The following is a 24,552-nucleotide window of genomic DNA, read 5'->3' on the forward strand; positions in this document are numbered from 1 at the left end:
TATTTGAATTTATTTGTTTACTACTTTTAAAATTTTTGAAAACAACTCATTATTTTCATAAACTCCTTGAAATTCCTGAGAATATGGTCCGTAAGCAAATACAGGAACCATTGTAGCCGTATGATCATAGGTTATAAAATCGCCCTCAATAGTATGCGTATCTATATCACCACTAGAAACACTAAAACCTGATGTCTCGTGATCTGCAGTAATAATTACTAAAGTTTCTTTATTATAATCAGCAAACTTTATAGCTTCGGTGATTGCAGTATCAAAATCTATAGTTTCCGTTACTATTCCTTCTGTATTATTATGATGACCAAAGGAATCTATTTGTGCTCCCTCAACCATTAAAAAAAATGGCTTTTTATCTTTGCTTAAAAAATTAATTCCTGCTACTGTTGCTTCTGATAAAAGATTTTTACGTCCATCTATAATTGAAGGTACCTCATGTTCTGAAAAGAAAACCCCTACTCTACTTGAAGTTGTTGATTTTACTTCATTTAAAGGCAATAACTTAAATTTATTTAAAAGACTGCTTTCTTCAAATATTGACGCGCCACCTCCTGCAAAAAAATGAAGCTTACTTTTAGTTAGATCATTTGCTATTTCATCAACCATTGATCTATCTGTTTGGTGTGCATAAAAAGCTGCAGGTGTTGCTCCGGTTATTTCATCTGTAGTAATGACTCCTGTTTTATAGCCTTTGTCAAATAATACTTCGGCTATATTTTTAATTGCCTTTCCGTTAACATCTGTTCCTATTGCTCTGTTATTTGTTTTTATTCCTGTTGCAATTGCAGTGCCTGCAGCAGCAGAATCTGTAGTGAAATCATCTGCCGCTTGAGTTTTTATAAAACCAATACTCTTTAATTGGGTAAGCGTTAATTCACCATTATTAGCTAGTGTAGCTGCTGAAATTTGAGATAAACCATTACCGTCACCTATTAAAAGAATAATATTTTCTATTTTTTTTCTTCTTTGATCTATAGAAAAATTTGGTTTATAGATTTCCGATTTATTTTGTATTGTTTTTCTATTCTTAGCTAATTTACCAATATAAGAACTGCATTTATTAGGCTGATCTGTATTAATAACATCTACTCCTAAATCTATAAAAGTTCTCCAAGCTGTTTTAGAATCTGGTGTGCCCCAAAAACGAAAAGGTTTTTTAAATTTTTTGCCAATTTTAATAATAGAATCTACACGTTTATAATCATCATGTGTTAACCTGCCCTTTCCACCCCAAACTGAAAAGTCATTAAAACTAGTACTAACCATAGCCACTTTTTTCCAATTTTCAGGCGATAATTTAGTATCAAGATCTTGGTGGTCAAACCAAATATAATCTGGATAGTTTTTATAACTATTACTTTCTGGTCTTCTACCTGAAATAACTATTTTAATATTTTTGTTATGGGTAATAATAGGATATTTCTCTACAACTGATATAATTTTATTTAATGTAGATATCGGTTCCGATTTAACATCTAACAATAACTGTAGTTGATCTATTGAACCTATATTATTTTTTAAAGCATCTTTTAAAGGATTGAGGTATAAAACCTCTAAATTATTATTAGCTGTTATCTCTTCTTTTGTATGTGCTATTTTCAAAGTATCATTTACTAAAAAAATATCGGCTTCAATACTATTTAAACCATTAGCATAGGCAGTCCAAAAAGGGACATCTTGCAAATAATCATTATGAGAATGAATTAAAACTTTTTTATTTTGGCTAAAGCTGTAAAATAAATGAAGAAAAAATATAAGTGTAAAAAACGTTTTTTTTAATAAAAACATATAATATAAATTTTAAATAAAGGTGCTAACAAAGTATTAGCACCTTTGATAATTAAAATATAAAAACGGTAAACGGGGGTTGTTACCAATTTTTATTCTGTGATATTCCTGAAGATTCAACAACTTCAACAGGTATAGGCCATACATGCATATAACTCGCATCAAAATTTCTTGACTCTCTAACTATTTCTAGTGTATATGACGAAGTAGGATCAGATTTATCTGAATGAATTCTGCCATAAGAAGGTTCGCTATACGTTGTTGCAGCATCTCCCCATCGTACAAGATCAAAATGTCTGTTAGCAAACTCACCTGCAAACTCAACTCTTCTTTCATTTTTTAAATCTTCTAATGTAGCTCCTGTAATAGCATCTAAGCCTGCACGGTCTCTAACTAAATTTAAAGGATCATCGCCACTTAAACCTTGCATAATTAATGCTTCAGCTTTCATTAATAATATTTCTGAATATCGCATAATTGGAACATTGTAAATGGTACCAGGATTATCTCCGTTTGCATTTATATATGTTCCTGTAGGATCTTCAAAACCATACTCGTACATGTATTTATTAAATTGAAACCCTGACAATGAATTTTCAGACTGATAACTTCTTGTTTCTCCAAAAAACTCAAACTCATCTCCGAATTTTAGAATAGTAACCTCTCTACGAGCATCTCCATCTTCAAAAGCATCATACAAACTTTCAGTTGGTTGAAAATATCCCCAACCGTTATACAAACCCCAACCTGTATTCTCTAGCATTACACCTGGTAATTTACTACCATCATCAGTACCAGAATCTACAGACCAAATATATTCTGTATCCCAATTGCTCAAATAGCTATGTAGAATTCTATAATCTTCAGTTGGGTTATCAGTATCTATTAAAGCTCTACCCGAACCAGAATTTGTTACGGCATCACAATAGGTTACTACTTCTTCCCACTTACTATCATCATACTGAGCCCAGTATAAATTTGTTTTAGCAATATATGCTAGTGCTGCATCTTTATGAGCTCTACCATAATTATCAGAACTATATGAAGTGAAAACCGGTAATAATTCTACTGCTAATTCTAAATCTTCAATAATCTGTTGATAATTTTCCGTTACACTAGTTGGTCTTGTATAAGAACCAGCCTCATCATTCATATTATCAACAGTTACTATTGGAACACCACCATTATCTCCATCATCACCATAGGTATGTGCTAACCAGAAATAGTGAAAGCCTCTCATAAAATAAGCTTCTCCTAAAAGCCTATCTTTTATATCATCATCAAGATCCATATCAGGTACATTAGCTAAAACATCATTAGCTCTACGAATTACTTTGTAACATTGAGGGTACATCCAATAAGTGTAACTCTCTGTACCTGTTGTATTGAAATTTGCAATATTATCAGCAGATGCGTTAACACGACCAGTAATCATATCATCAGATGCGTTAATATACCACATAAAGCCTCGGCTAAACATATCTTCATCTTTCATATAGTAATACATACTATTAACAGCTTCAGTAGCATCTTGCTCTGTTTGCCAAAAATTTTCCGATGAACTACTCCCTATTGGTTCTAAGTTTGTAAAATCATCTGAACATGATACAACACCTAACATATTTGTGATCAGCAACATGATAGTTATATTTTTAATACTTTTTTTCATGATTTTTTATGTTTTTTGATTAAAATGATAATGATAAACCACCTGATATAGTTCTTGAAACCGGATATTTTCCAATATCTAAACCTATTCCTCCTACTTCAGGATCCATTCCAGAGTAATCTGTTATTGTAAATACATTTTCTGCTGACACATAAATTCTTAAAGAACTGCCAGCACCTATATTATTCATTATAGCTTCTGAAAAAGTGTATCCTATATTTAAGTTTTTTAACCTTAAATAAGACGAATCTTCTAAATACCAGCTTGATGCTGTACCAAAATTTTGGTTGTTATCACTTGTAGAAATAATTGGAATATTTGAATCTGTATTAGTCTCACTCCACGCATCTAAAACTCTAGCATCTAAATTGTACCCTTGTGATGATGCATTATAAGCTATGTACTTATAACCATTAAAGGCTTTAGAACCAGAAACACCTTGAAACATCATCCCTAAATCAAAACCTTTATAATCAAGATTTAAGTTAAAACTGTACGTGAAACTTGGTTGGTATGACCCCATATAAACTTTATCATTACTATCTATTTGGCCATCATCATTAGTATCTTCAAATTTTAAATCTCCAGCTACTGCATTAGGCTGAATTAACTCTCCATCTTTAGTATAAGCGTTTACTTCTTCCTCACTATTAAATATTCCTAAATAAGGTACTAGGTAGTAAGAGTATAACTCTTCTCCTGGGGTAGAACGGTATGGGTAAAGTGTACTTCTAACATTATCGCTATGATCAATATAATCTATACCAGTTTCATTGTACCCATCTAAGTTTACTAATTCATTATCTAAGAAACTTGCGTTAGCTCTTGCAGAAAAACCAACTTCACCAATTTTATCGGTATAAGCTAAAGAAAGTTCTAAACCATAGTTTTTAACTTCTCCCCCATTTACATCAGCTGCATCTGTACCTTGGTGAAGATCTTCTAGACCACCTAAAATCATGTCTTTAGTACGCTTTTCAAAATAATCAACAGTTGCAGAAAGTCTATTATTTAACAAACTTGCATCTAATCCAAAATCTAAAGATTCAGATGTTTCCCATTTAAGGTTAGGGTTTGATTGTTGCCCTATATATGTTGCATTAGCATCTAATTCACCATCTTCACCTACAATAACAGTTGAACTATTTAGCGGTACATCAAAAGAATAATAACCTACAGAGTTAATATTACCTATTTGCCCCCAAGAAGCTCTAAATTTTAATTGGTTAATAACATTTGAATTGAAAAAATCTTCATTACTAATTTTCCAACCCAATGATGCTGAAGGAAAATAATCTGCTTGGTTTTCTGTAGCTAAACGAGAACTTTCATCTCTACGAATACTTAATGATGTGTAATATTTACTATCATAATTGTACATTAATCTTCCAACTGCTGAAGTTAATGCGTCTTCATAAGCATCACTTGTATAATCATCTATTGAACTTGCATTTTCAATATATTGATTATATGCCTCTTCACTACTAAAGCCACTACCTTGAGTATAAAAATACTCATAGTTCATTTTTTGTGCAGAATGAACTGCTGTTAAGTCTAGATTATGCTTGCCGAATGATTTTTGATAATTTAATTGGTTATCCCAAATCCATCTATTTTCATCTGAATAATACTGGTATAAATAGTTTTCTAAATTAGATTTTCCAATTTCGGTAATCATAGGACTAAACTTTTTATACTTAATACCATTATAACTATAGGTATAATTAGATTTAAAGCTTAAGCCATCAATAATATCATATTTAAAATATACATTAGCATTTATATGATTAATAGGATTACTAGTTGTAGGTCTTAACAACAGTGCAACAGGATTGTAAACATCTCCATAAGCACCAGCAAATTCGGATAAATCATCAGGAACAGTACCATGATAGTCTCCATTTTCATCATAAACAGGAGCGGCTGATGGCATATATATAGCATTTATTATTGCTCCAGAATATGAACTAGAAGTTGTTGCTCCTACGGCTTCTGATCTTGAATAATAAAAATTTTCTCCTATAGTAACTTTATCAGAAATTGTATAATCCGATTTTAACCTGAAAGAATATCTCTCTGATTGTGTGCCAATTAACACACCTTCTTTTTTATTATAACCAAATGATGTCATATAATTAGAGTGCTCTCCACCTCCACTTATATTTGCATTTGCATTATAAACCGTTGCAGTTCTAAAAATTTCGTCAATCCAATCTGTATGTGTTATTTGACCCCAAGGATTTAAAGTAGTATCATGTGCCGACAAACGTTGAGAACCACCATTATCAGCTGCTAAATTATAGGTATCAGCTTGCTGAACAGCATTTAATGCTGACGGTAAATTTGTTGCTGTTTGTAAACCACCATAAAAATCTAAACTTACTTTTGGTTTTCCTTTTAATCCTTTTTTAGTACTTATTACAATAACACCTGATGCTGCTTGAGCACCGTAAATTGCTGCCGCTGCCGCATCTTTTAAAATTGATACCGATGCAATATCATTAGGGTTAATTGCTGGTCCGTAATACGGAACTCCATCAACAATTGTTAAAGCAGATTCATCACTTATAGATCCTACACCTCTAATTACGATACTTGCACTAGCGCTTGGATCTCCTCCTTGTTGTAATACTGTTACACCTGCAACATTACCTTGTAAAAAATCTGAGAAGTTAGATACCGGTCTTGTTGCTATTTCTTCAATGCCACTTACTTCTGAAATTGCCGAAACAATATCTCCTTTTTTTGAAGAACCGTATCCAATTAATACAACTTCTTCTAATGCACTTGTTTCTTCATCTAAAACAACATTTAAAGTTTGATTTCCTGTATAAGCAACTTCTTTTAATCCATGACCAATAGAAGAAAAAATTAAAACACCACTTTCATTTTTTAAATTAATAGTGAAATTTCCATCAAAATCTGTAGCAACACCATTTGTCGCTTCTCCTTTTTCTACTATAGAAACACCTGGAACTGGCATTTTATCCACATTAGAGGTTACATTTCCTGTTACTGTTACTTGTGCTAACGAATAAGTTACCACTCCAAGTAATAGTAGTGCAGTTAAAATAATTTTTTTCATTGAAATTGTTTTTTGGTTTTTTCAAATGTATTTTAAGCTACACTGGAGAGAGGGTATTATTGTTTCATAAATGAGGACAAAACATTCAAATTAGTGCTTTAATTATGTGAAATTGGGGTACTTTGGATACACTAACATTCTATTAACATTCAAATAATCTAGCAGTAACAAGTAACTTATTTAATTTGTTCTTTATATTCTTTAGGACTTGCCCCAAAATACTTTTTAAATGACCTACCAAAATACTTAGGGTCATTATAGCCACACTCAAAACTAATTTCAGATATATTGAGTTTTTTAGTTTTTAATAATGTTGCTGCCTTTTGTAGTCTTAAAGATGTAATAACATCAGATGGAGATTTACTCAATAACTCTTTGAATAAACGATAACATTTAACACGAGATACACCTAACTCTTCAACAAGCATTTCTACATTAAACGAAGCATTAGATAATTCTTTCTTTATAATTTCTAAACTAGCCTTTAGAAGTTTATCATTAGGTGTTGAAATTTCATTTGTATCTGTTAAGATTTGAAAAATTTCATTGTGTAAGTTATTTTCATTTAACTGATCTCTTTTTTGAATTAAAGAACTTATCTTTTTTAATATAAATGACTCACTAGCTGGCATTTGTATCAACACATCTATTCCAAATTCAACCAATTCCTCTTGCAGACCATGCGTTATATCTTCAGTGATATAAACCATTGGCGTTTTTTTAAATTTAAAAGCTTCATTATTCTTTATTGTATTAAAAAAATAAATCAATTCTTTTGAGAAACTTGCTTGATAAAAAAGCACTAAATGTATTGGAATTTGATTAACGGCAGAGGTCAGATCATTAACCTCACTTTCAAAAATTAAATTATAACCTTTATCTTCTAAAATTTGATTTGCTGAACTATAATTTTCTTCTTCTGTAAAAATTAACAAGTTTTGGTTTCCTTTAACCAAGTTTTCTTGTTTGTCAAAATGTTTCCAAGAAATAATATCTAATTGTTCAAAATCATTTTCAATCGCATCAAAAGGTATTTGAAGTGCTATAATAAAGTCCTCTTTAGGTTTTTTTATAAATGCACCATTCAAATCAGAAAGTAATACTTGAACAGCTTTAAAATAAGGACTATAATGAAGCATATTCTGCCAGTTATTTTTTAATATGGAGCTGTTTGACTCTAAACACAAGTTAATTACATTATCATTTACAGTAATTTCTATACTTAATGAGCTTCTTTCATCAGAATACTTAATAATGTCACAAAAAAGGTATTGAAGCAATAGTCTTAACCTTAGCACATCAATAGAAACCCAATCATCAATTTTTATAAGCTTAGTATTCAAATTAATTTTATTGCCTTGAATATTTTTACTTATTTTTTTAAAACTATTTTTTAAAAGCTTTGGTAAATTAGTTGCTGTTTTTTTTATTGGTCCAATATCTTTTACATGGTCAAGATAATTCCATTCTGAAATAAGTTTTACTAACTTACCTGAATAATTTATTAAACCTTCTTTAACATCATTATCATCGGGTAATGCATTTATATTTTTTACAATTTTAGAAATAGGCTCTTGAAATTCTGATAACACAAAAGTTTTAAATTTATCAATTTCAAAATCTTCATTTTTAAGATTGTTATGTAAGTTTAAAAGTTTTTCTTTTTGCAATACAACTTGCTTGTTTTTCTTATCAAGTTCCTTATTAATTTGTAGTAAGTCTTCCTTTTGATTTTCTATAACTTTTGTTCTTAAAGCTATTTGGTTTTCTAACTTTATTTGTTTCTTTTTTGCTGTTCTATTTTTTATTAAAATGAATATTAAAACTCCAATTAACACAATAAAAACAAAGAAAATATAAAAAAAAGTAGTGCTATAAAATGGCTTTAAAATTTTAAGTGTCAAAACCTTAACTTTAGTTTCATTCTCATTTTTTACATAAAATGTATAGTCCCCAGGTTTTAAGTTTTGATAACTAATTTTCTTTGGTTTATTTAATGTTTTCCAACTCGTATCTTTACCTTCTAATGTATAAAAAACCTTATTTGTAGCATTTTTGGGGAATTTAATAGGGTGAATTTCTATTTCTACTACGTTATTACTATACTTTTTTTTTAAGTTAGATGAAAAATTTTCGTTGTCATCTACAATAATTTTGAAGCTTGTTTTAATATTTTTAGGTTTTAAACTACTGGGATTAAAATAATTAAGTCCATTTACACCTCCAAAAAACAATAACCCTTTTTTATCTTGATAATACGCCCCTTCTGAAAATTCAGAAGCCTGCCAACCTTCACTTGGGTTGTATTCAATTACATTAAATGTATTCTTACTTATTACTGCTACCCCTTTTGTAGTACTTAACCAAAATTGATCTTTATTTTTTAAAATTCCGTATACCATATGGCTTGGTAAGCCATCATCTTCTGTAATATTTTTTATAACTTTTTTCTCGTTATTTAAAACTGAAACTCCACCTAATGAAGCTATCCAATAAGTCGCATCTATTTCTTCTTTAAAAACAGCATAAATACTATTGCCTAACAAGCCATTTTCTCTTGTTATTTGTTCAATAATTTTAGTTTTAAGATTATAAATAAAAACTCCGTTAGCTTCGGTACCAACAATTATTTCATTTTTACTTTTCTTTATACTTCTTATATTTAAATTTTGAAAATGTTCTTGACCCTCAAAATATTCAAAATTATTTGTCTTTAAATTAAATTTAGCTAAACCACCCCAACAAGTAATCCATAATTGCTCATCCTCATCTTCATATATAGAGTAGTTTCTATTATTTGGAAAGTTTTCAATTTCAGAAGCCTTATAACTTATGTAATTGTTGTTTTTTATGCGAATTAGTCCTGCATATGTTCCTGCCCAAACGGAACCATCACTGGCTGTAAACAAAGATCGTATTCGTTCCCAATTTTGGTTTTTTTTTGAAATATCTAAAAAATATTTTTTATAGCATTGACTTTCAGTATCAAAATAATATAATCCATCATTATAATAACCAATCCAAATAATTCCATTTTCATCTTTTGTAATTGCTCTAATGGTTTCATTAGGCAAATGTGGAAATTTTATAGGGTGAGGGGTAATTGAAGTAATATTTTCTGAACCACTATAGGCCATACTTAAACCACCATCTTTTTGAGCTAACCAAATATTACCAAAAATATCTTCGTGAATTTTTTCTATTTCATTACTATTAAAGCTGTATGAATTATATAAATCGTAGGTGTAATGTTCTATTTGATTGTTATGTAAATTACCTGTATGATTAGGAATTATATACAAGCCGTTACTGCGAGTAGCAAACCATATGTTACCTAAATTATCTTTATAAACATCATTAATGGTTAGGTTTGAGTATTTTGAAAGTAATATTTTTTTTAATTCTTTTTCTTCATTATTATTAACAGGAAGTTTTTCTGCTAATTGAAAAGTACTATTATTATACTCATAATACGTATTATCTAACTGAACAAGAATTGAACCATCAGTAGCTAATTTAATATCGTTAGGCACACGATCAAACTTATAATTTTTAAACCGTTTATTTCCTAAATACTTACTTACAGTACCTTCACTACTAAAAACCCAAATAACATCATTTTTATCTTTCTCTATTTTTAAAAGATAATTACTCGGAATAGATTCTGAATCGTTAGGATTGTGTTTAAAAGTTTCAAATGAATGTCCATTAAAGTAATTAAGTCCGTCCCAAGTAGCTATCCATAAACCTCCATTTTTATCATTTTCTATATCGGCAACAGAATTGTTTGAAAGACCAACTTCAGTAGTAAAGCTTTGGAATTTTATTTGTTGTGCTTGTACAAAATAAATAGGTAAACAAAATAATAATACAACTAGCCTTTTCATCATCTCCGTTTAAGCCTACAATGATAAAACTACTGTGTTATTTTAACATAAAGACAATATTAAGTTACCTATCAAAAATTAGAAACTTACTAAAAAATATAATGGTGCTAAACTTAAAAGTCCATTGAAAACATAGCAATGGACTTTTATATTTAAAAAAAAGTAAATGGTAAAATAATCTAGTAAGCTATTGAAAAAGAACTCATTTCTAACACAGGCTCAATATCATCACCTTCGGTGTAAACACCAGCTTTTAAATAATAATTATTAGTATAATTATCCCAATCATTGCTTGGTGACAATGTTTCGGTATATGTTATCTCATTAGTTACTATAACAAATGTTGCGTTACCGTTTTGTGTTGTTATTTTCACAGAATAATCATCTCCAGCAGTATACTCTGGTCCTACATAGGTATTGTATGTAGATGTACTTTCATCTGGTGTTGTCAAAGTTTCTTTAATTTTTAACACACTATCATCATCAACATACACACGAATCCATGGTCTATTTACTCCTCCTCTATTATGTATTTGAGCGACGGTTATTCCATTTTCAGGAACAGTATTTAAAGTGGCAGTATAACTCATTTCTTTAAAAGTATTTAGAGATGATTCATCCCCTGTATCCTCTTTTAATTCTGTTCTATGTCCGTCAGGTGCTAAACAAGTCATCATTACATTTCCTGTTTCGTAAACATCCATCCATTCTTCATTATCAATATCATTGGCAGTAAATTGATCTCTATCTGATTTATCTCCACTAATCCAACTTGTTTCAACTACCAAATCTCCGAAATCAATTGTAGAACTAGTTGTTTCAGTATCTGTTTCAGTTTCCGAATCATCTTCAGTATTTTCTTGCTCTACTACTTCTTCATCTTCAACTTCTTCTGCAACAGGTTCATCTGTAATAGTACTATCACTTGAACAACTAAAACCAATAAGTATAATAAAGATAAATACAGATTTTAATGTGTAATTAAGCAAAAGTTTATGCATTGTCATATTTTTAATTTGAGTTAATTTACTTAGTAATATAAATACAAAAACGTAATTTTTGAACTTTTAGTTTAAAAATTACATTTTAGATTTTACACTATCTATTAAATAACATAATGTTAAACGAAAAAAGACTGATTATCTCTAATCAGTCCTTTAAAATATATTTTAATATTCGATAGAAAAATTACTCATTTTCATTTTTGGTTTAATATTATCACCTTCAGTGTAAACACCAGCTTTTAAATAAAAATCATCATCATAATCATCCCAAGCACTAGAAGGGCTTAAAGTTTTAGTGTATGTAGATCCATCTGTTGAGATTTCGAAAAAAGCTTCGCCATTATCTGTAATAATTTCAACTGAAAAATCATCTCCATCAGTATATTTTGGTCCTACATAAGGATCATCATAAGTTGATGAGTCTTCATCAGGTGTTGTTGCAGTTGCTTTTATTTTAATATAATTATCGCTATCAATATAAACACGTATCCAAGGTCTTTTAACTCCACCTCTATTGTGTATTTGAGCAACCGTGATTCCATGTTCAGGAACCTCTTCCAAAAGAGCTGTATAGCTCATTTTTTTATACGTTTCTAAAGATGACTCATGTCCTGAATCTTCTTTTAACTCCGTTCTATGTCCGTCAGGAGATAAACAAGTCATCATTACTACACCAGAAGTATAGATATCCATCCACTCTTCCCCGTCGACATCACCAGCAGTAAAAGTGTCACGGTCAGATTTATCACCAGATATCCAACTTGTTTCAACAACTAAATTTCCAAAATCGACGTCTATAGTTGTTGCAGTAGCATCAACTGCTGCTGTATCAACTTCAAAATCTTCTGATGATTCTTCAGTCGAACAGCTAGCTACAAGAAACAATACTGTCAAATAAAAAATACTTCTCTTGTAAGTTTTTAATACATTTTTTGAGGTTTTCATATAATTTGAGGTTTAAAAATTAACATACTTTATTAATATTAACAAAGTACCGTTTCAAAAATACTATTAAAAATATGTTAATTAAGACTTATTAAAAGTAATGTATAAACTTTTCGATGAAATGCAAACCCATAAAAAAAGGATAAAACACAATACATGTTTTATCCTTTTTTTATATAAGTTATAATAAAAGTTTACGAAACTCTTGTGATTTTTGCTCCAATAGCACGTAAACGTTCATCTATATTCTCGTAACCTCTATCAATTTGTTCAATATTATGTATAGTTGAAGTTCCTTTTGCTGATAATGCTGCAATAAGTAAAGATACACCTGCTCTAATATCGGGCGAAACCATAGTTGTGGCTTTCAAAGTAGAATTGAAATTATGCCCAATAACAGTAGCTCTATGTGGATCACAAAGAATAACTTTTGCTCCCATATCTAATAGTTTATCAACGAAAAACAAACGGCTTTCAAACATTTTTTGATGTATTAAAACTTCACCTTTAGCTTGTGTTGCCACTACTAAAATAATACTCAACAAATCAGGAGTTAAACCAGGCCAAGGCGCATCAGATATTGTTAAAATAGAACCATCTATGTAATTCTGAATTTCATATCCATCAACATGTTTCGGAATATAAATATCATCATTTTTACGCTCAAGAGTAATACCTAATTTTCTAAAAACACTTGGTATTTGACCTAAATCATCCCAACTAACATTTTTAATAGTAAGCTCACTTCTTGTCATTGCCGCAAGTCCAATCCAGCTACCAATTTCAATCATATCTGGCAACATTCTATGATCTGTTCCTCCAAGAATATCAACACCTTCAATTACTAATAAGTTTGAACCTACTCCAGTAATTTTAGCTCCCATTCGGTTCAACATTTTACATAGCTGTTGTAAATAAGGCTCACAAGCTGCATTGTAAATAGTAGTTGTACCTTCAGCTAAAACAGCAGCCATAACAATATTAGCAGTACCTGTTACCGAAGCTTCATCTAAAAGCATGTAAGTACCTTTTAGTTTTTCTGCTTCAACACCATAGAAAGACTCTTCTTTATTATATCTAAACTTTGCTCCAAGGTTAATAAACCCTTGAAAGTGAGTATCTAACCTTCTACGTCCAATTTTATCACCGCCAGGTTTTGGAATATATCCTTTACCGAAACGAGCTAATAAAGGCCCAACTAACATAATAGAACCTCTTAAACCTCTACCATCTTGCTTAAATTGATCTGATTGTAAGTAATCTAAATTTACATCATCAGCTACGAAAGTGTATGTTCCTTTTCTTTTTTTCTGAATTTTAACTCCTAAATCTTCTAATAAAGCTATTAGTTTATTTACATCAACAATATCAGGAATGTTACTTATGGTTACGGGTTCTGCAGTTAATAAAACTGCGCATAATATTTGTAACGCTTCATTTTTTGCTCCTTGAGGTGTGATTTCACCGCTTAGTTGGTGACCACCTTCAATTTTAAATGTGCCCATTTAATTCCGAAAAATTTTAGTATCGTTTTTTATTACGATTATTATTGTTTCTATTATTGTTGTTCTTTTTGTTATTAGAACGATTTGAGTTTTGCTTTGCCGGTCTATTCTTTAAAAACTGACCACTATCTGTTAAGCTTTCTCCACGTTCAGCTAAATCTATTTGGCCATCACTAAGCTCATATAAATGTTTAAATATAGCATTATCATCAACCGTATCTTTATTCCAGTTTAAATAACATTTTTTCATGTGGTTTGCTATAGCATATTCTAAACCATCACGTTTGTCGCCCTTTTCCCAAGAGATAGCTACATCAATCATCAGCTTTATGTTGTTACCATAAAAACGATATTTTGGATAGTTTTGAGGATATTCCAATTGTCCTGGACGTTCCTTCAACATTTCTTTTGTAGTAATTGGGTAGGGAGAGTCTACTTTTAATTTAAAATCAGACATTATAAATAACTGATCCCAAAGTTTGTGCTGAAAATCTGGCACATCTCTTAAATGAGGCTGTAAATTCCCCATCACACTAATAATAGATTTTGCTACTTTATTACGCTCTTCATCGTCTTCAACAGACATTGCGTAATCTACCATTTTTTGAAAATGACGCCCATATTCAGGTATAATAAGGTGCGCGCGCTCTGTGTTGTATTCTAAATTGAATACTTCGTTATTTGCTAAACTCAAATTGAAAAGTTTTTCTTAATAATTATAAAGAGGAAAGTCTGCTCTTAATGCCTGCAAATTAACAAAATTCTATCAGATAAACTAAGATTATAATGATATAACATTTTCAACCTTACCTACTAATTTGTATTTTTCAATTACTGCATCAGGGTTTTTCATTATTAAACTAATAGTTACACTAGTATATTTACCATTTTTAGACTGTTTTTTTGTCACTACAGCACCTTCGTTATCAAAAACAGCTTCTACTTCTTTCACTCCTGTACCTTCTGTAGGAACTATAAATTTATATAAATATGTTGCAGGCCAACTTGAAGTATCTTCTAATTGCGCTTTTAATTTTACGTAAAAATCTTTTTGTTTATCTGCTTCCATACTAATCTTTTTGCAAATATAACTATACCATGTAATTTTTTAGTCACTATGCTTTCATTACTTTTGTTAAATCTATTACGTTATAATTATTACTTTCAATTAGTAATAATTATTATATTGATACACTTAAACTTATGAGATTGAGGGCAAAAAAAATAGTTATCGCTGGTGGGCCAAGCACAGGAAAAACATCAGTAGTCTCAGGAATTGAAAATGCAGGGCATACTTGTTATCATGAGATTTCTCGTGAAATTACATTACAAGCTAGAGAAGAAGGTATAGAACAACTTTTTTTATCAGATCCTTTACTTTTTAGCGAACGAATATTAGCTGGTAGATTAAAGCAATATAACCAAGCTAATGATGTAAAAAAATCTATCGTTTTTTTTGATCGTGCTTTGCCTGATGTTGTTGCTTATTTAGATTGCTTTGGCACTAAATATTCAAAAGAATTTGATACTATTTGCCAAGAAAACAAATACGACATTATTTTTTTACTACCGCCTTGGAAAGAAATACATACTTCTGATAATGAGCGATATGAAAATTTCGAGGAAGCCTTAAAAATTCATGATTTTCTAAAAAAAACATATAAAAAATTCGGCTATAAAATTATTGAAGTACCTAAAGATACTATTGAAAATAGAGTAACTTTTATTTTAAATAACGTAATTTAAAATACGTGTCCATAAATCCAAAAGATATTCTAAAAAAATATTGGGGATTTTCTGATTTCAGAGCATCTCAAGAGCAAATTATAACCGCTATTTTAGACCAAAAAGATGTTCTTGCTTTATTACCTACGGGTGGCGGAAAATCACTTTGTTTTCAAATTCCAGCATTAGCTAATGAAGGCATTTGTATTGTAGTATCACCACTAATCGCTTTAATAAAAAATCAAGTTGATAATTTAAAGCAAAAAGGTATAAAAGCATTAGCACTTACAGGGGGTGTTTCTCAAAACGAAGTTATAGATTTGCTCGATAATTGCATGTATGGCAATTACAAATTTTTGTATTTATCACCCGAACGATTGCAACAAGAAATTGTTAAAAATCGCATTCAACAAATGAATGTTAACCTTATTGCTATAGATGAAGCACATTGTATTTCACAATGGGGAAATGATTTTAGACCTTCTTATTTAAATTGTGCTGTTTTACGTGATTTATCTCCTGATACTCCTATAATTGCGCTAACAGCTACAGCTACTAAACAAGTTGCTGAAGATATTGTTAGCAATTTAAGACTGCAGGAACCTTTAGTTGAAAAATCTTCTTATGCGCGAGAAAATATTGTATTTTCTGTTCGTTGGGATGAAGATAAAGCTTACCAATTAAAAACTATATTATCTAAAACAAGACAAAGCGCTATTGTTTATGTGCGAACTCGAAAGTTATCAAATCAACTTTCAAACTATTTATTACAACAAAATATTAGCGCAACTTTTTTTCATGGCGGATTAAATAAAAAAGAAAAGGAAACCAGATTACAAGATTGGTTGCACGACAAAGTACAAGTAATGGTCGCTACCAATGCGTTTGGTATGGGTATTGACAAACCTGATGTTGGCACAGTAGTACATTACCAAATATCCGATAGTATAGAGAATTATTTTCAAGAAGCTGGTAGAGCCGGAAGAAACGGAGAAGCATCAAAAGCAATTGTTTTAGTTAATAATGCTGATGAAAATCAACTAAAAAAGCAATTTATAAACGGCTTACCAACCTTATCGTTTTTAAAATTATTGTATAATAAACTTAATAATTATTTTCAAATATCATTTGGTGAAAGTAGTGAGGAAGCTCATCAATTAAATTTAAATGATTTTTGCACCGTTTATAAACTGAATAATTTTATGGTTTATAATGGATTACGAGTTTTAGATCAAAATTCAGTTATCGCTTTATCTGAATCATTTTCAAAAAAAACAAGCATACAATTTATAGCTACTAAAAATCAAGTTTTTGATTATTTAGATACCTATCAAAAAAGTGCTCCAATAATACAAACCATATTAAGAACCTACGGCGGTATTTTTGAATACGACACTAAAATTAATACTTGGTCTATTGCCAAAAAAGCAAATACACCTGAAACTATAGTCGTAAAAACTTTAGAACAGCTTAAAAAGGATGAAATAATTACATATCATGCCCAACATAATGATATTGAGTTAGTGTTTCTTGTACCACGTGAAGATGAAAGAACCATCAATTTATTTGGGAAAAAAGTAGAACTTTTAATCGAACAGAAAACTAAAAACATTGATGCCGTTCTTGGTTATTTAAAAAATGACACTGTTTGCCGAAGTCAACAATTATTGAGTTACTTTGGGGAAAAGCGAGAAAAATGCGGTAAATGTGATGTCTGTACAAAAAAACCTGCAATCGCTGATGAAATATTAGAATTGGTAAAAGAGGCCATAGGACATCAATTAAAAATAAAACCACAATCATCTCGTGAGCTTATAAAAAATGTACTTTATAAAGAAGAATCAATTTTTATTGCAATACAATCACTTTTAGGAGATGAAAAAATAGAAATTACAGCTACAAACGAATATAAAATAATATAAGAAATGAATAAATTAAGAATAGTATTTATGGGAACACCCGACTTTGCTGTTGGAATATTAGATACCCTTGTTAAGAATTCATATGAAGTTGTAGGCGTTATTACTGCGCCTGATAAACCTGCTGGTCGTGGTAGAAAACTACAAGAATCTGCAGTAAAAAAATATGCAGTTGCAAATAATTTAAATGTATTACAACCTACAAATCTTAAAAATGAAGATTTTATAGAAGAACTGAAAGCTTTACAAGCCAACTTACAAATTATTGTTGCTTTTAGAATGCTTCCAAAAGTAGTTTGGGAAATTCCAGAATTTGGAACGTTCAACCTTCATGCATCTTTATTACCTGATTATCGTGGTGCTGCACCCATTAATTGGACTATTATTAATGGAGAAACAAAAACAGGTGCGACTACCTTCTTTATTGATGACAAAATAGATACTGGTGAAATTATTTTACAATCAGAAATTGATATTACTGAGAATGACACTGCAGGTACATTACACGATAAATTAATGCATTCTGGAGCATCATTAGTATTAGAAACTGTTCAACTAATAGAAAAGGGAGAAGTAACCACTAAAGCACAACCAAAAACTCCGATTGAAAAAGTTGCTTATAAAATACATAAGGATACTTGTGAAATTAATTGGGACAAACCAATTGAAACAATCTACAATCATATTAGAGGTTTAAGCCCCTACCCTGCTTCATGGACAACCTTGTATACTAACGATGAAGAATTATTCTTAAAAGTATATCAAGTTGAAATAGAAAAAACTACACATGATTTTAAACTTAAGTCTGTGATTTTTGATAAGAAAACAATAAAAATTGCAGTTGAAGGCGGTTTTGTTCAACTTTTAGAAATTCAATTACCAGGAAAAAGGAAGATGAAAACACAAGATGTATTAAATGGTTTAAAATTGAGTGAAAATGCACATGTAGGCTAAAGCCTTGCTACCATTGGCCTCGTAGAAGTGTAGAAAAAGTCTTACTTTATCAACAAACAAGCATAGTTATTAACAAAAACGCTGATTTCCCTATGTTTTACTTGCGTTAACCATTAATCCTTATAAATTTGTTAGGGTATAGAAATTTTAAAAACAATTAATATTAAAATTATGAACAAAACAGAATTAATCGATGCAATGGCAGCAGATGCTGGTATCACAAAAGCAGCAGCTAAGAAAGCTTTAGAGTCATTTTTAGGTAATGTAGAAGGTTCTCTTAAAAAAGGTGATAGAATTTCTTTAGTTGGTTTCGGATCTTGGTCAGTTTCTAGAAGAGAAGCTAGAGATGGTAGAAATCCTCAAACAGGAAAGACTATTAAAATTGCTGCTAAAAATGTTGTTAAGTTTAAAGCTGGTGCTGAATTAGCTAAAGCAGTGAACTAAATTATATATACTTCTAGCAATAGAATAAAAAGCACTTCTCAAAAAGAAGTGCTTTTTTTATGAAAGATTTTTATTACAAATATTTTTATCTTAAATTAGAGTTAAAAAGCTTTACTATTATGATAAAAACTAAACCTAACAAAGGAAAACTATTGATTGCAGAACCAGCTTTAGCTGGCGATGTATCATTTAATAGATCTGTTGTATTGCTTGCAGAACACAACACCGAGGGATCCGTTGGATTTATTCTAAACAAACCATTAGAATATATGATAAGTGATTTGGTATCCGAAATTCACAAACCGTTTAAAGTCTATAATGGTGGTCCCGTAGAACAAGATAATTTATACTTTATTCACAAAGTACCACAATTAATAGCCAATAGTATTGAAATTTCTGATGGTATATATTGGGGTGGCGATTTTGGTAGAATTGTAGATTTAATTAACACCAACTCTATATCAACCGATGATATTCGTTTCTTTCTTGGCTATACAGGTTGGGATTCAGCACAATTAGACAATGAAGTATCTTCTAATTCGTGGGTGATTGTACCAAATACATACGAGAGTAACATTATTCAAATTGCTACAAATGCGCTTTGGAAAGAGAAAATGTTAGAATTGGGTGGTGATTATCTATTATGGTCCAACACGCCTGAAAACCCTAGTTTAAATTAAAAAAGTAAACTAATCAATGCTTTAATTATACATTAAGTAGTTAATTAGCCCAATCTAACTGCTGTATTAAGTTTTCCTGCCAAATCTTTAGCAACTGTATTTACGTATTTCTTTTTGCGGTATTTTGTAACCGGTTGTATACCTACAATAGCATTAGTTATAAATAGCTCATCTGCTTTTTGCAATTCAAAAGGAGAAATTGTAGTTTCCTCTAAGGTATAATTATCTAGTTTACCGACAATTTCAATTATTTTTTTTCTAAGAATACCATTCACACAACCCTCTGCTTTAGCTGGCGTTTTAATTACATTACCAACAACCATAAATAAATTACCATTTAAAACTTCAACAACCATTTTTTGATTGTTCAGTAAAATACAATTTTGATAGTTGTTTTCATTAGCATAAATACTACCAACAACATTAATAACTCTATTATTGGTTTTTAAGGTTGAAAGCATATCATTATTTACATAAAAGTCTTTAAAAAGCTCAACTTCGTAATCACTTTCATTAATCATAAAAAAAGGAGCATCAAGTTCTTTAGCTTCAATGATAAATGAGACATTATTATCAGTTGGAGTATACAAACCACCATTATTTCTATAGACAGTAAATCTAACTCTCACAGGTGCATTACCTAATGAGTTTACTTCAATGGTTTCAAGAATTTGGCCTTCAAGATATTCCATTGTAAAATTCATAGGTATTTCCATACGTAAAATACGCATTGATGCCATTAACCTAAGGTAATGATCTTCCCAAAAATAAATCTTATTGTTTACTACTCTAATCGTTTCAAAAAGCGAATCACCATAGCGAAGTCCTCTATTTTCTTGATTTATAAAGTTTATATTATTTTGTAGTAGTTCCCCGTTAAAATTAAGCATAAAAAAACCTTGAAATTATTTCAAGGTCAAAGATATTGTTTGTTTTAGTCTAAAGCAACCTTTAAGCAGAACCTAAAACTTGTTTTAAGCTAGAGACTTGATTTGTCCATAACATTTTAGCTTCGTCAATTTCATCTTCTTCCGCAAAGTCTGTAATAAATAAAGAAACATCAGATGTAATTTCATCAACAATGATTCTCATTTCAAAAAAACTATCATCTTCTTCATCAACCCAAGTAAATTTAACAAACTCTTCACTTTTCCTTTTTAACAATTTTGCTTCTTCTTCTGATTCGTCCCATATAAAAAAGAACTTCTCTCCTCTTGAATTAACATTGTCTGCAAACCATTCTGATAACCCAGAAGGTGTTGATATATAGTTATATAGTAATTGAGGTGATGATTGTATCACAAACTCAATCTCAAATTTTGATTTTTCACTCATTCTAAATAGTTTTCAAGTAGCAATATATAATTTTATCAATGATAAAAAAATTAAAAGATAGATATTATTTTTTTTGAAAGTTATTTTGAAACCAAAGAAAAATAACCATATATTTGCACCCGTTAAAAAAACCTGGCGAGGTAGCTCAGTTGGTTAGAGCGTCGGATTCATAACCCGGAGGTCACGAGTTCAACTCTCGTTCTCGCTACAACAAAAAGCAGTTTAGATTAATCTAAACTGCTTTTTTTATGATTGATAGTTTTTAAATTCTCTTTGCAAAAACTATTTCTTCTCATTTTTTCTATAAAAACATAGAAAATTGCGGAAAACCGCAATGATAAACTTGAATTTATCGCCTCCTTTGCCATAAATATAGAATAAACTAATCATGAATTTGCCCTCTTTTTTTGAAGATGATTCTAAAAAAATAAATTTTAAAGAAGCAGTAGACTTCTACATGTCTTGGACCATAAGCTGTGCTGACAAAAAATATAAAAATGCAAACAAAAAAGTCTATAATTGCGCTCGAAGTATTTTAGCTAAGTTATTATATTTTGAACATGCCAATGGTTTGTCATTTTCGAACATTGAAGTAAAAAAGCGTTTTAAAAACATTGATTTATGGATTGAGCTTACTGTTAATGAGCAAGAATATGCTTTAATAATAGAAAATAAAATAGATGCTAAAGTTCATAAAGACCAATTAACGCAATATCAAAAAATTGTAGAAAAGCATTATAACAATAAGCCTCAAATAATTATTGAATATGTTTTACTTTGTCCTATACCTGATCTTTGCAAAAAAAATAATAGTCTTCATATTGCAACTGATTTCAACTATCTAAGTCTAAAAGATATAAGCGATGTTTTAAAACTAAAAAAAACAGAGAATCAGCTTTTTGATGAATTTTGGTTCAATTGGATTATGAAAGGCAAATAGTTTATTTACACATAACCAGATAAATAGTACGCTTAGTCTTATAAAAAATTATAAGCGCACTGTTTTTGTATTTTCGAGGGATGAATTTTAATTTAGCCCTCTTTTTATTAATTCTTATTAGTTGTTATCAAAATTGTACCCCGTATAATTCTCAAAAAAAATTGAGTGCAGTAAATTCATTTTACATTCTAAATAAACCTATTGACTCACCTAAAATAATAAAAGAAAAAATTAAATATTTTTCAAAAAATAAAGATTATCAAAATGCAATAAATACTTCTAAAAAATTACTTGAGTATGCAAATAAAACAGCTGATTCTTCAACTATAAATAATGCTTATTGGAGGCAAGCTTTTTATTTTAAAAAAATGAATCATTTAGATTCTGCTTATTTTTATTTTGATAAATCTTATAAAATAAACATTCGTTTAAAAGATAGTATAAAGGCAGGTGATCGTTTATTAGATATGGCTAATATTCAAAAAAGTATTGGTGATTATAATGGTAGTATAGAAACTGCAATAGATGGTTTAAAATATATTGAAAATACTGAGAATTTTTTTTCCATAATTGGACTATACCAAACTATATCTGTTTGTCAAAAAGAATTGGGTAATTCAAAAGAAGCACTACGATGGATTAATAAAGCTATTAATTTATTAAATAATTACAATGAAGTTTCAAAAAACACAAAGTTTATCATTCAAAACACAAAAGCCAATATTCTTGCTTCACAAAACCATTATGCAGCAAGCCATAATATTTTAAAAAAAATAGCTAACCAAACTGAAAATATTAATCAAACAGAATATTCTCGTGTAATTAGCAATATGGGCTATTACATGTGGCTAAATGATAAGAACAATAAAAAAAGTGAAGATTTACTTTTAAATTCATTTCAAATTCGAAAAGAATTAAACACTATTTCTGGTTTAATATCAAGCACAATACATTTAACAGAATACTATTTTGAAACTGATAAAAAAGAAGCTCTTAAATATGCAGAACTAGCTGTAAAATATTCTAAAAAACAAAAAAATAGTGTTGCCCTTTTAGAAGCTTTAGATTTATTATTACCACTTAAAAACTATTTTAATAGAGATGTTTCTGATGAAGCTATTTTATATTCTACTACAAAAAACAAACTAGAAAAAACTAAACAAGCCGTACGTTCCATTTATGTTGCAACAAAATATGATAATGATACTTTAGAAAATAAAAATTTAAGTTTACAAACTGAAGTTGCTAAACAACAAAAAGAGAATGCAATCATATTTTCTATTGTACTATTTCTTTTAATAGCTATTGCTTCTACAGTCTATTACAAAAATCAACAAAAAAAGAAAGAACAATTAGAAACTGCCTATAAAACAGAATTACGATTATCAAAAAAACTACATGATGAGTTAGGTAATGATATTTTTTATTTAATGACACAAGTCCAAAAAGATGAAATTAATACAGATAGTTCTAAAAAATCAATGGTTTTAGAATCTCTTGATACTATTTACCAAAGAGTTAGAGATATTTCAAAAGAATATACGGCAATTGCTACTGATAAAAACTACGGCAAAGAGTTTATAGCTCTTTTAAATTCATACAGTTCAAACAAAACAAAGATAATTACTAAAGAAATTGCTGTTGATTTTTGGAATGATGTTAAACCTAATGCTAAGATTGAAGTTTACAGAATAATTCAAGAATTATTGGTGAATATGAAGAAACATAGCCAAGCCTCATTAATTGTTATTACGTGTACTCGAAAAGATAAAAAAATCACCATCAAATATGTAGATAATGGTATTGGTTTTAATAAAAATGAAATTTCTTTAGGAAATGGACTCAAGAATGTGGAAAACCGCATTAAAGCTATAAAAGGAAATATTATTTTAGATTCGAAATTAAATAAAGGGCTTACAGCTACTTTAATATTTACGATTTAAAACATATGCAATTTAATAAAATATTTGTTTCTGAAGATATTGATAGTAACAACTTAGGAGTTACAACTACGTTAAAAAGTATGGGTTACACTAATATTGACCATGCACAATATTGTGACGATACTTTATTAAAAATTAAAAAAGAAATACAAAACAAAAGTCCTTTTGATCTTTTAATAACCGACCTATCTTTTGAAAATCCAAGAGTAAAAAAAACATTAAATAGTGGCATTGACCTTATTAAGGCTGTAAAAGAAATTGATAAAACTATAAAAATTGTAGTTTTTTCTGTGGAAGATGATCACAACACCATAAAAACGTTATTTGAAGAAGAATCTATTAATGCTTATGTGTGTAAAGGACTTAATGGTTTAAAAGAATTAAAAAATAGTATTGAAGCTATTTCAAAAAATGGACTATACACCTGCCCTATTGCGACCATTGCTTTACATGAAAAAAATGTAAAAGAAATTGATGAATACGATCTTGAGCTTTTATCCTATTTAGCTAAAGGATTTAGACAAAATGAGATTAGCGTTTTATTAAAAGAGAAAGATGTTTCTCCCAATAGTGTTCGTTCTATTGAATCAACTATTAGTAAATTAAAAGACTATTTTAACGCTACAAACACAACACATCTAATATATGTAGCTTCTAATATGGGCCTAATATAATTTACAATAATTTTTTAGAAGAAAAGAGGATTTTCAAATA

General features: G+C 29.6%; 19 protein-coding genes and 1 tRNA gene. 9 read left to right on the forward strand and 11 right to left on the reverse strand.

The features are described 5' to 3' along the window. Positions 1-9: 9 nt before the first annotated feature. The 9 genes from KO500_RS12800 to KO500_RS12840 form a co-directional block, all read right to left on the reverse strand. Positions 10-1,803, reverse strand: a complete 1,794-nt coding sequence (locus KO500_RS12800; protein ID WP_215956945.1) for an alkaline phosphatase — start codon at positions 1,801-1,803, stop codon at positions 10-12. An 82-nt stretch (positions 1,804-1,885) separates the two neighbouring features. After that, positions 1,886-3,472, reverse strand: coding sequence for a RagB/SusD family nutrient uptake outer membrane protein (locus tag KO500_RS12805; RefSeq protein WP_215956946.1), 1,587 nt, complete (start codon positions 3,470-3,472; stop codon positions 1,886-1,888). A gap of 19 nt (positions 3,473-3,491) precedes the next feature. After that, positions 3,492-6,557 carry a SusC/RagA family TonB-linked outer membrane protein gene (locus tag KO500_RS12810; protein ID WP_215956947.1) on the reverse strand — a complete coding sequence of 1,022 codons (3,066 nt, stop codon included), beginning with the start codon at positions 6,555-6,557 and terminating at the stop codon, positions 3,492-3,494. Positions 6,558-6,733: 176 nt separating this feature from the next. Further along, a complete protein-coding gene (locus KO500_RS12815) occupies positions 6,734-10,444 on the reverse strand; it encodes a two-component regulator propeller domain-containing protein (RefSeq protein WP_215956948.1) in 3,711 nt (1,236 codons plus the stop codon). A gap of 179 nt (positions 10,445-10,623) precedes the next feature. After that, positions 10,624-11,445, reverse strand: a complete 822-nt coding sequence (locus KO500_RS12820; protein ID WP_215956949.1) for a polysaccharide lyase family 7 protein — start codon at positions 11,443-11,445, stop codon at positions 10,624-10,626. Between the two features lie 168 nt (positions 11,446-11,613). Next, positions 11,614-12,393 (reverse strand): polysaccharide lyase family 7 protein, encoded by a 780-nt coding sequence (locus KO500_RS12825; protein ID WP_215956950.1) that lies wholly within the window; start codon positions 12,391-12,393, stop codon positions 11,614-11,616. Positions 12,394-12,587: 194 nt separating this feature from the next. After that, positions 12,588-13,898: a UDP-N-acetylglucosamine 1-carboxyvinyltransferase gene (murA, locus tag KO500_RS12830; protein ID WP_215956951.1), complete on the reverse strand. Its 1,311-nt coding sequence runs from the start codon at positions 13,896-13,898 to the stop codon at positions 12,588-12,590. 16 nt (positions 13,899-13,914) lie between these two features. Next, positions 13,915-14,592: a DUF4290 domain-containing protein gene (locus KO500_RS12835; RefSeq protein WP_215956952.1), complete on the reverse strand. Its 678-nt coding sequence runs from the start codon at positions 14,590-14,592 to the stop codon at positions 13,915-13,917. Positions 14,593-14,679: 87 nt separating this feature from the next. Then, positions 14,680-14,967 carry a DUF493 family protein gene (locus KO500_RS12840; protein ID WP_215956953.1) on the reverse strand — a complete coding sequence of 96 codons (288 nt, stop codon included), beginning with the start codon at positions 14,965-14,967 and terminating at the stop codon, positions 14,680-14,682. 134 nt (positions 14,968-15,101) lie between these two features. Between KO500_RS12840 and KO500_RS12845 the strand changes: the two genes are divergently transcribed. The 5 genes from KO500_RS12845 (at position 15,102) to KO500_RS12865 (ending at position 19,620) form a co-directional block, all read left to right on the forward strand. Continuing rightward, positions 15,102-15,644, forward strand: a complete 543-nt coding sequence (locus KO500_RS12845; RefSeq protein ID WP_354668440.1) for an ATP-binding protein — start codon at positions 15,102-15,104, stop codon at positions 15,642-15,644. 5 nt (positions 15,645-15,649) lie between these two features. After that, positions 15,650-17,545 carry a RecQ family ATP-dependent DNA helicase gene (locus KO500_RS12850; RefSeq protein ID WP_215956954.1) on the forward strand — a complete coding sequence of 632 codons (1,896 nt, stop codon included), beginning with the start codon at positions 15,650-15,652 and terminating at the stop codon, positions 17,543-17,545. Positions 17,546-17,548: 3 nt separating this feature from the next. Beyond that, positions 17,549-18,496 carry a methionyl-tRNA formyltransferase gene (gene fmt, locus KO500_RS12855; protein ID WP_215956955.1) on the forward strand — a complete coding sequence of 316 codons (948 nt, stop codon included), beginning with the start codon at positions 17,549-17,551 and terminating at the stop codon, positions 18,494-18,496. Positions 18,497-18,667: 171 nt separating this feature from the next. Next, positions 18,668-18,940 (forward strand): HU family DNA-binding protein, encoded by a 273-nt coding sequence (locus tag KO500_RS12860; protein WP_215956956.1) that lies wholly within the window; start codon positions 18,668-18,670, stop codon positions 18,938-18,940. Between the two features lie 119 nt (positions 18,941-19,059). Then, on the forward strand, positions 19,060-19,620 hold the full coding sequence (locus tag KO500_RS12865; RefSeq protein WP_215956957.1) for a YqgE/AlgH family protein: 561 nt from the start codon (positions 19,060-19,062) through the stop codon (positions 19,618-19,620). A 44-nt stretch (positions 19,621-19,664) separates the two neighbouring features. Here KO500_RS12865 and KO500_RS12870 read toward each other — a convergent pair whose 3' ends face one another. Continuing rightward, a complete protein-coding gene (locus KO500_RS12870) occupies positions 19,665-20,510 on the reverse strand; it encodes an aminotransferase class IV (RefSeq protein WP_215956958.1) in 846 nt (281 codons plus the stop codon). 61 nt (positions 20,511-20,571) lie between these two features. After that, positions 20,572-20,955: an START-like domain-containing protein gene (locus KO500_RS12875; RefSeq protein ID WP_215956959.1), complete on the reverse strand. Its 384-nt coding sequence runs from the start codon at positions 20,953-20,955 to the stop codon at positions 20,572-20,574. Positions 20,956-21,089: 134 nt separating this feature from the next. On the opposite strand from KO500_RS12875, the gene KO500_RS12880 reads away from it, so the two are divergent. The 4 genes from KO500_RS12880 to KO500_RS12895 all read left to right on the forward strand — a co-directional run bounded on the left by KO500_RS12880 (position 21,090) and on the right by KO500_RS12895 (position 24,512). Next, positions 21,090-21,163: transfer RNA gene (locus KO500_RS12880), tRNA-Met, on the forward strand. A 180-nt stretch (positions 21,164-21,343) separates the two neighbouring features. Continuing rightward, entirely contained in the window at positions 21,344-21,895 is a 552-nt protein-coding gene (locus KO500_RS12885; RefSeq protein WP_215956960.1) for a PD-(D/E)XK nuclease family protein, read from the forward strand. A gap of 161 nt (positions 21,896-22,056) precedes the next feature. Further along, complete coding sequence (locus tag KO500_RS12890) at positions 22,057-23,838, forward strand: tetratricopeptide repeat-containing sensor histidine kinase (protein ID WP_215956961.1); 1,782 nt, start codon at positions 22,057-22,059, stop codon at positions 23,836-23,838. A 5-nt stretch (positions 23,839-23,843) separates the two neighbouring features. After that, positions 23,844-24,512, forward strand: a complete 669-nt coding sequence (locus tag KO500_RS12895; RefSeq protein WP_215956962.1) for a DNA-binding response regulator — start codon at positions 23,844-23,846, stop codon at positions 24,510-24,512. Positions 24,513-24,552: the final 40 nt, after the last annotated feature.

The sequence above is a fragment of the Cellulophaga baltica genome, assembly GCF_018861125.1.
GTDB classification, from domain to species: domain Bacteria; phylum Bacteroidota; class Bacteroidia; order Flavobacteriales; family Flavobacteriaceae; genus Cellulophaga; species Cellulophaga baltica_A.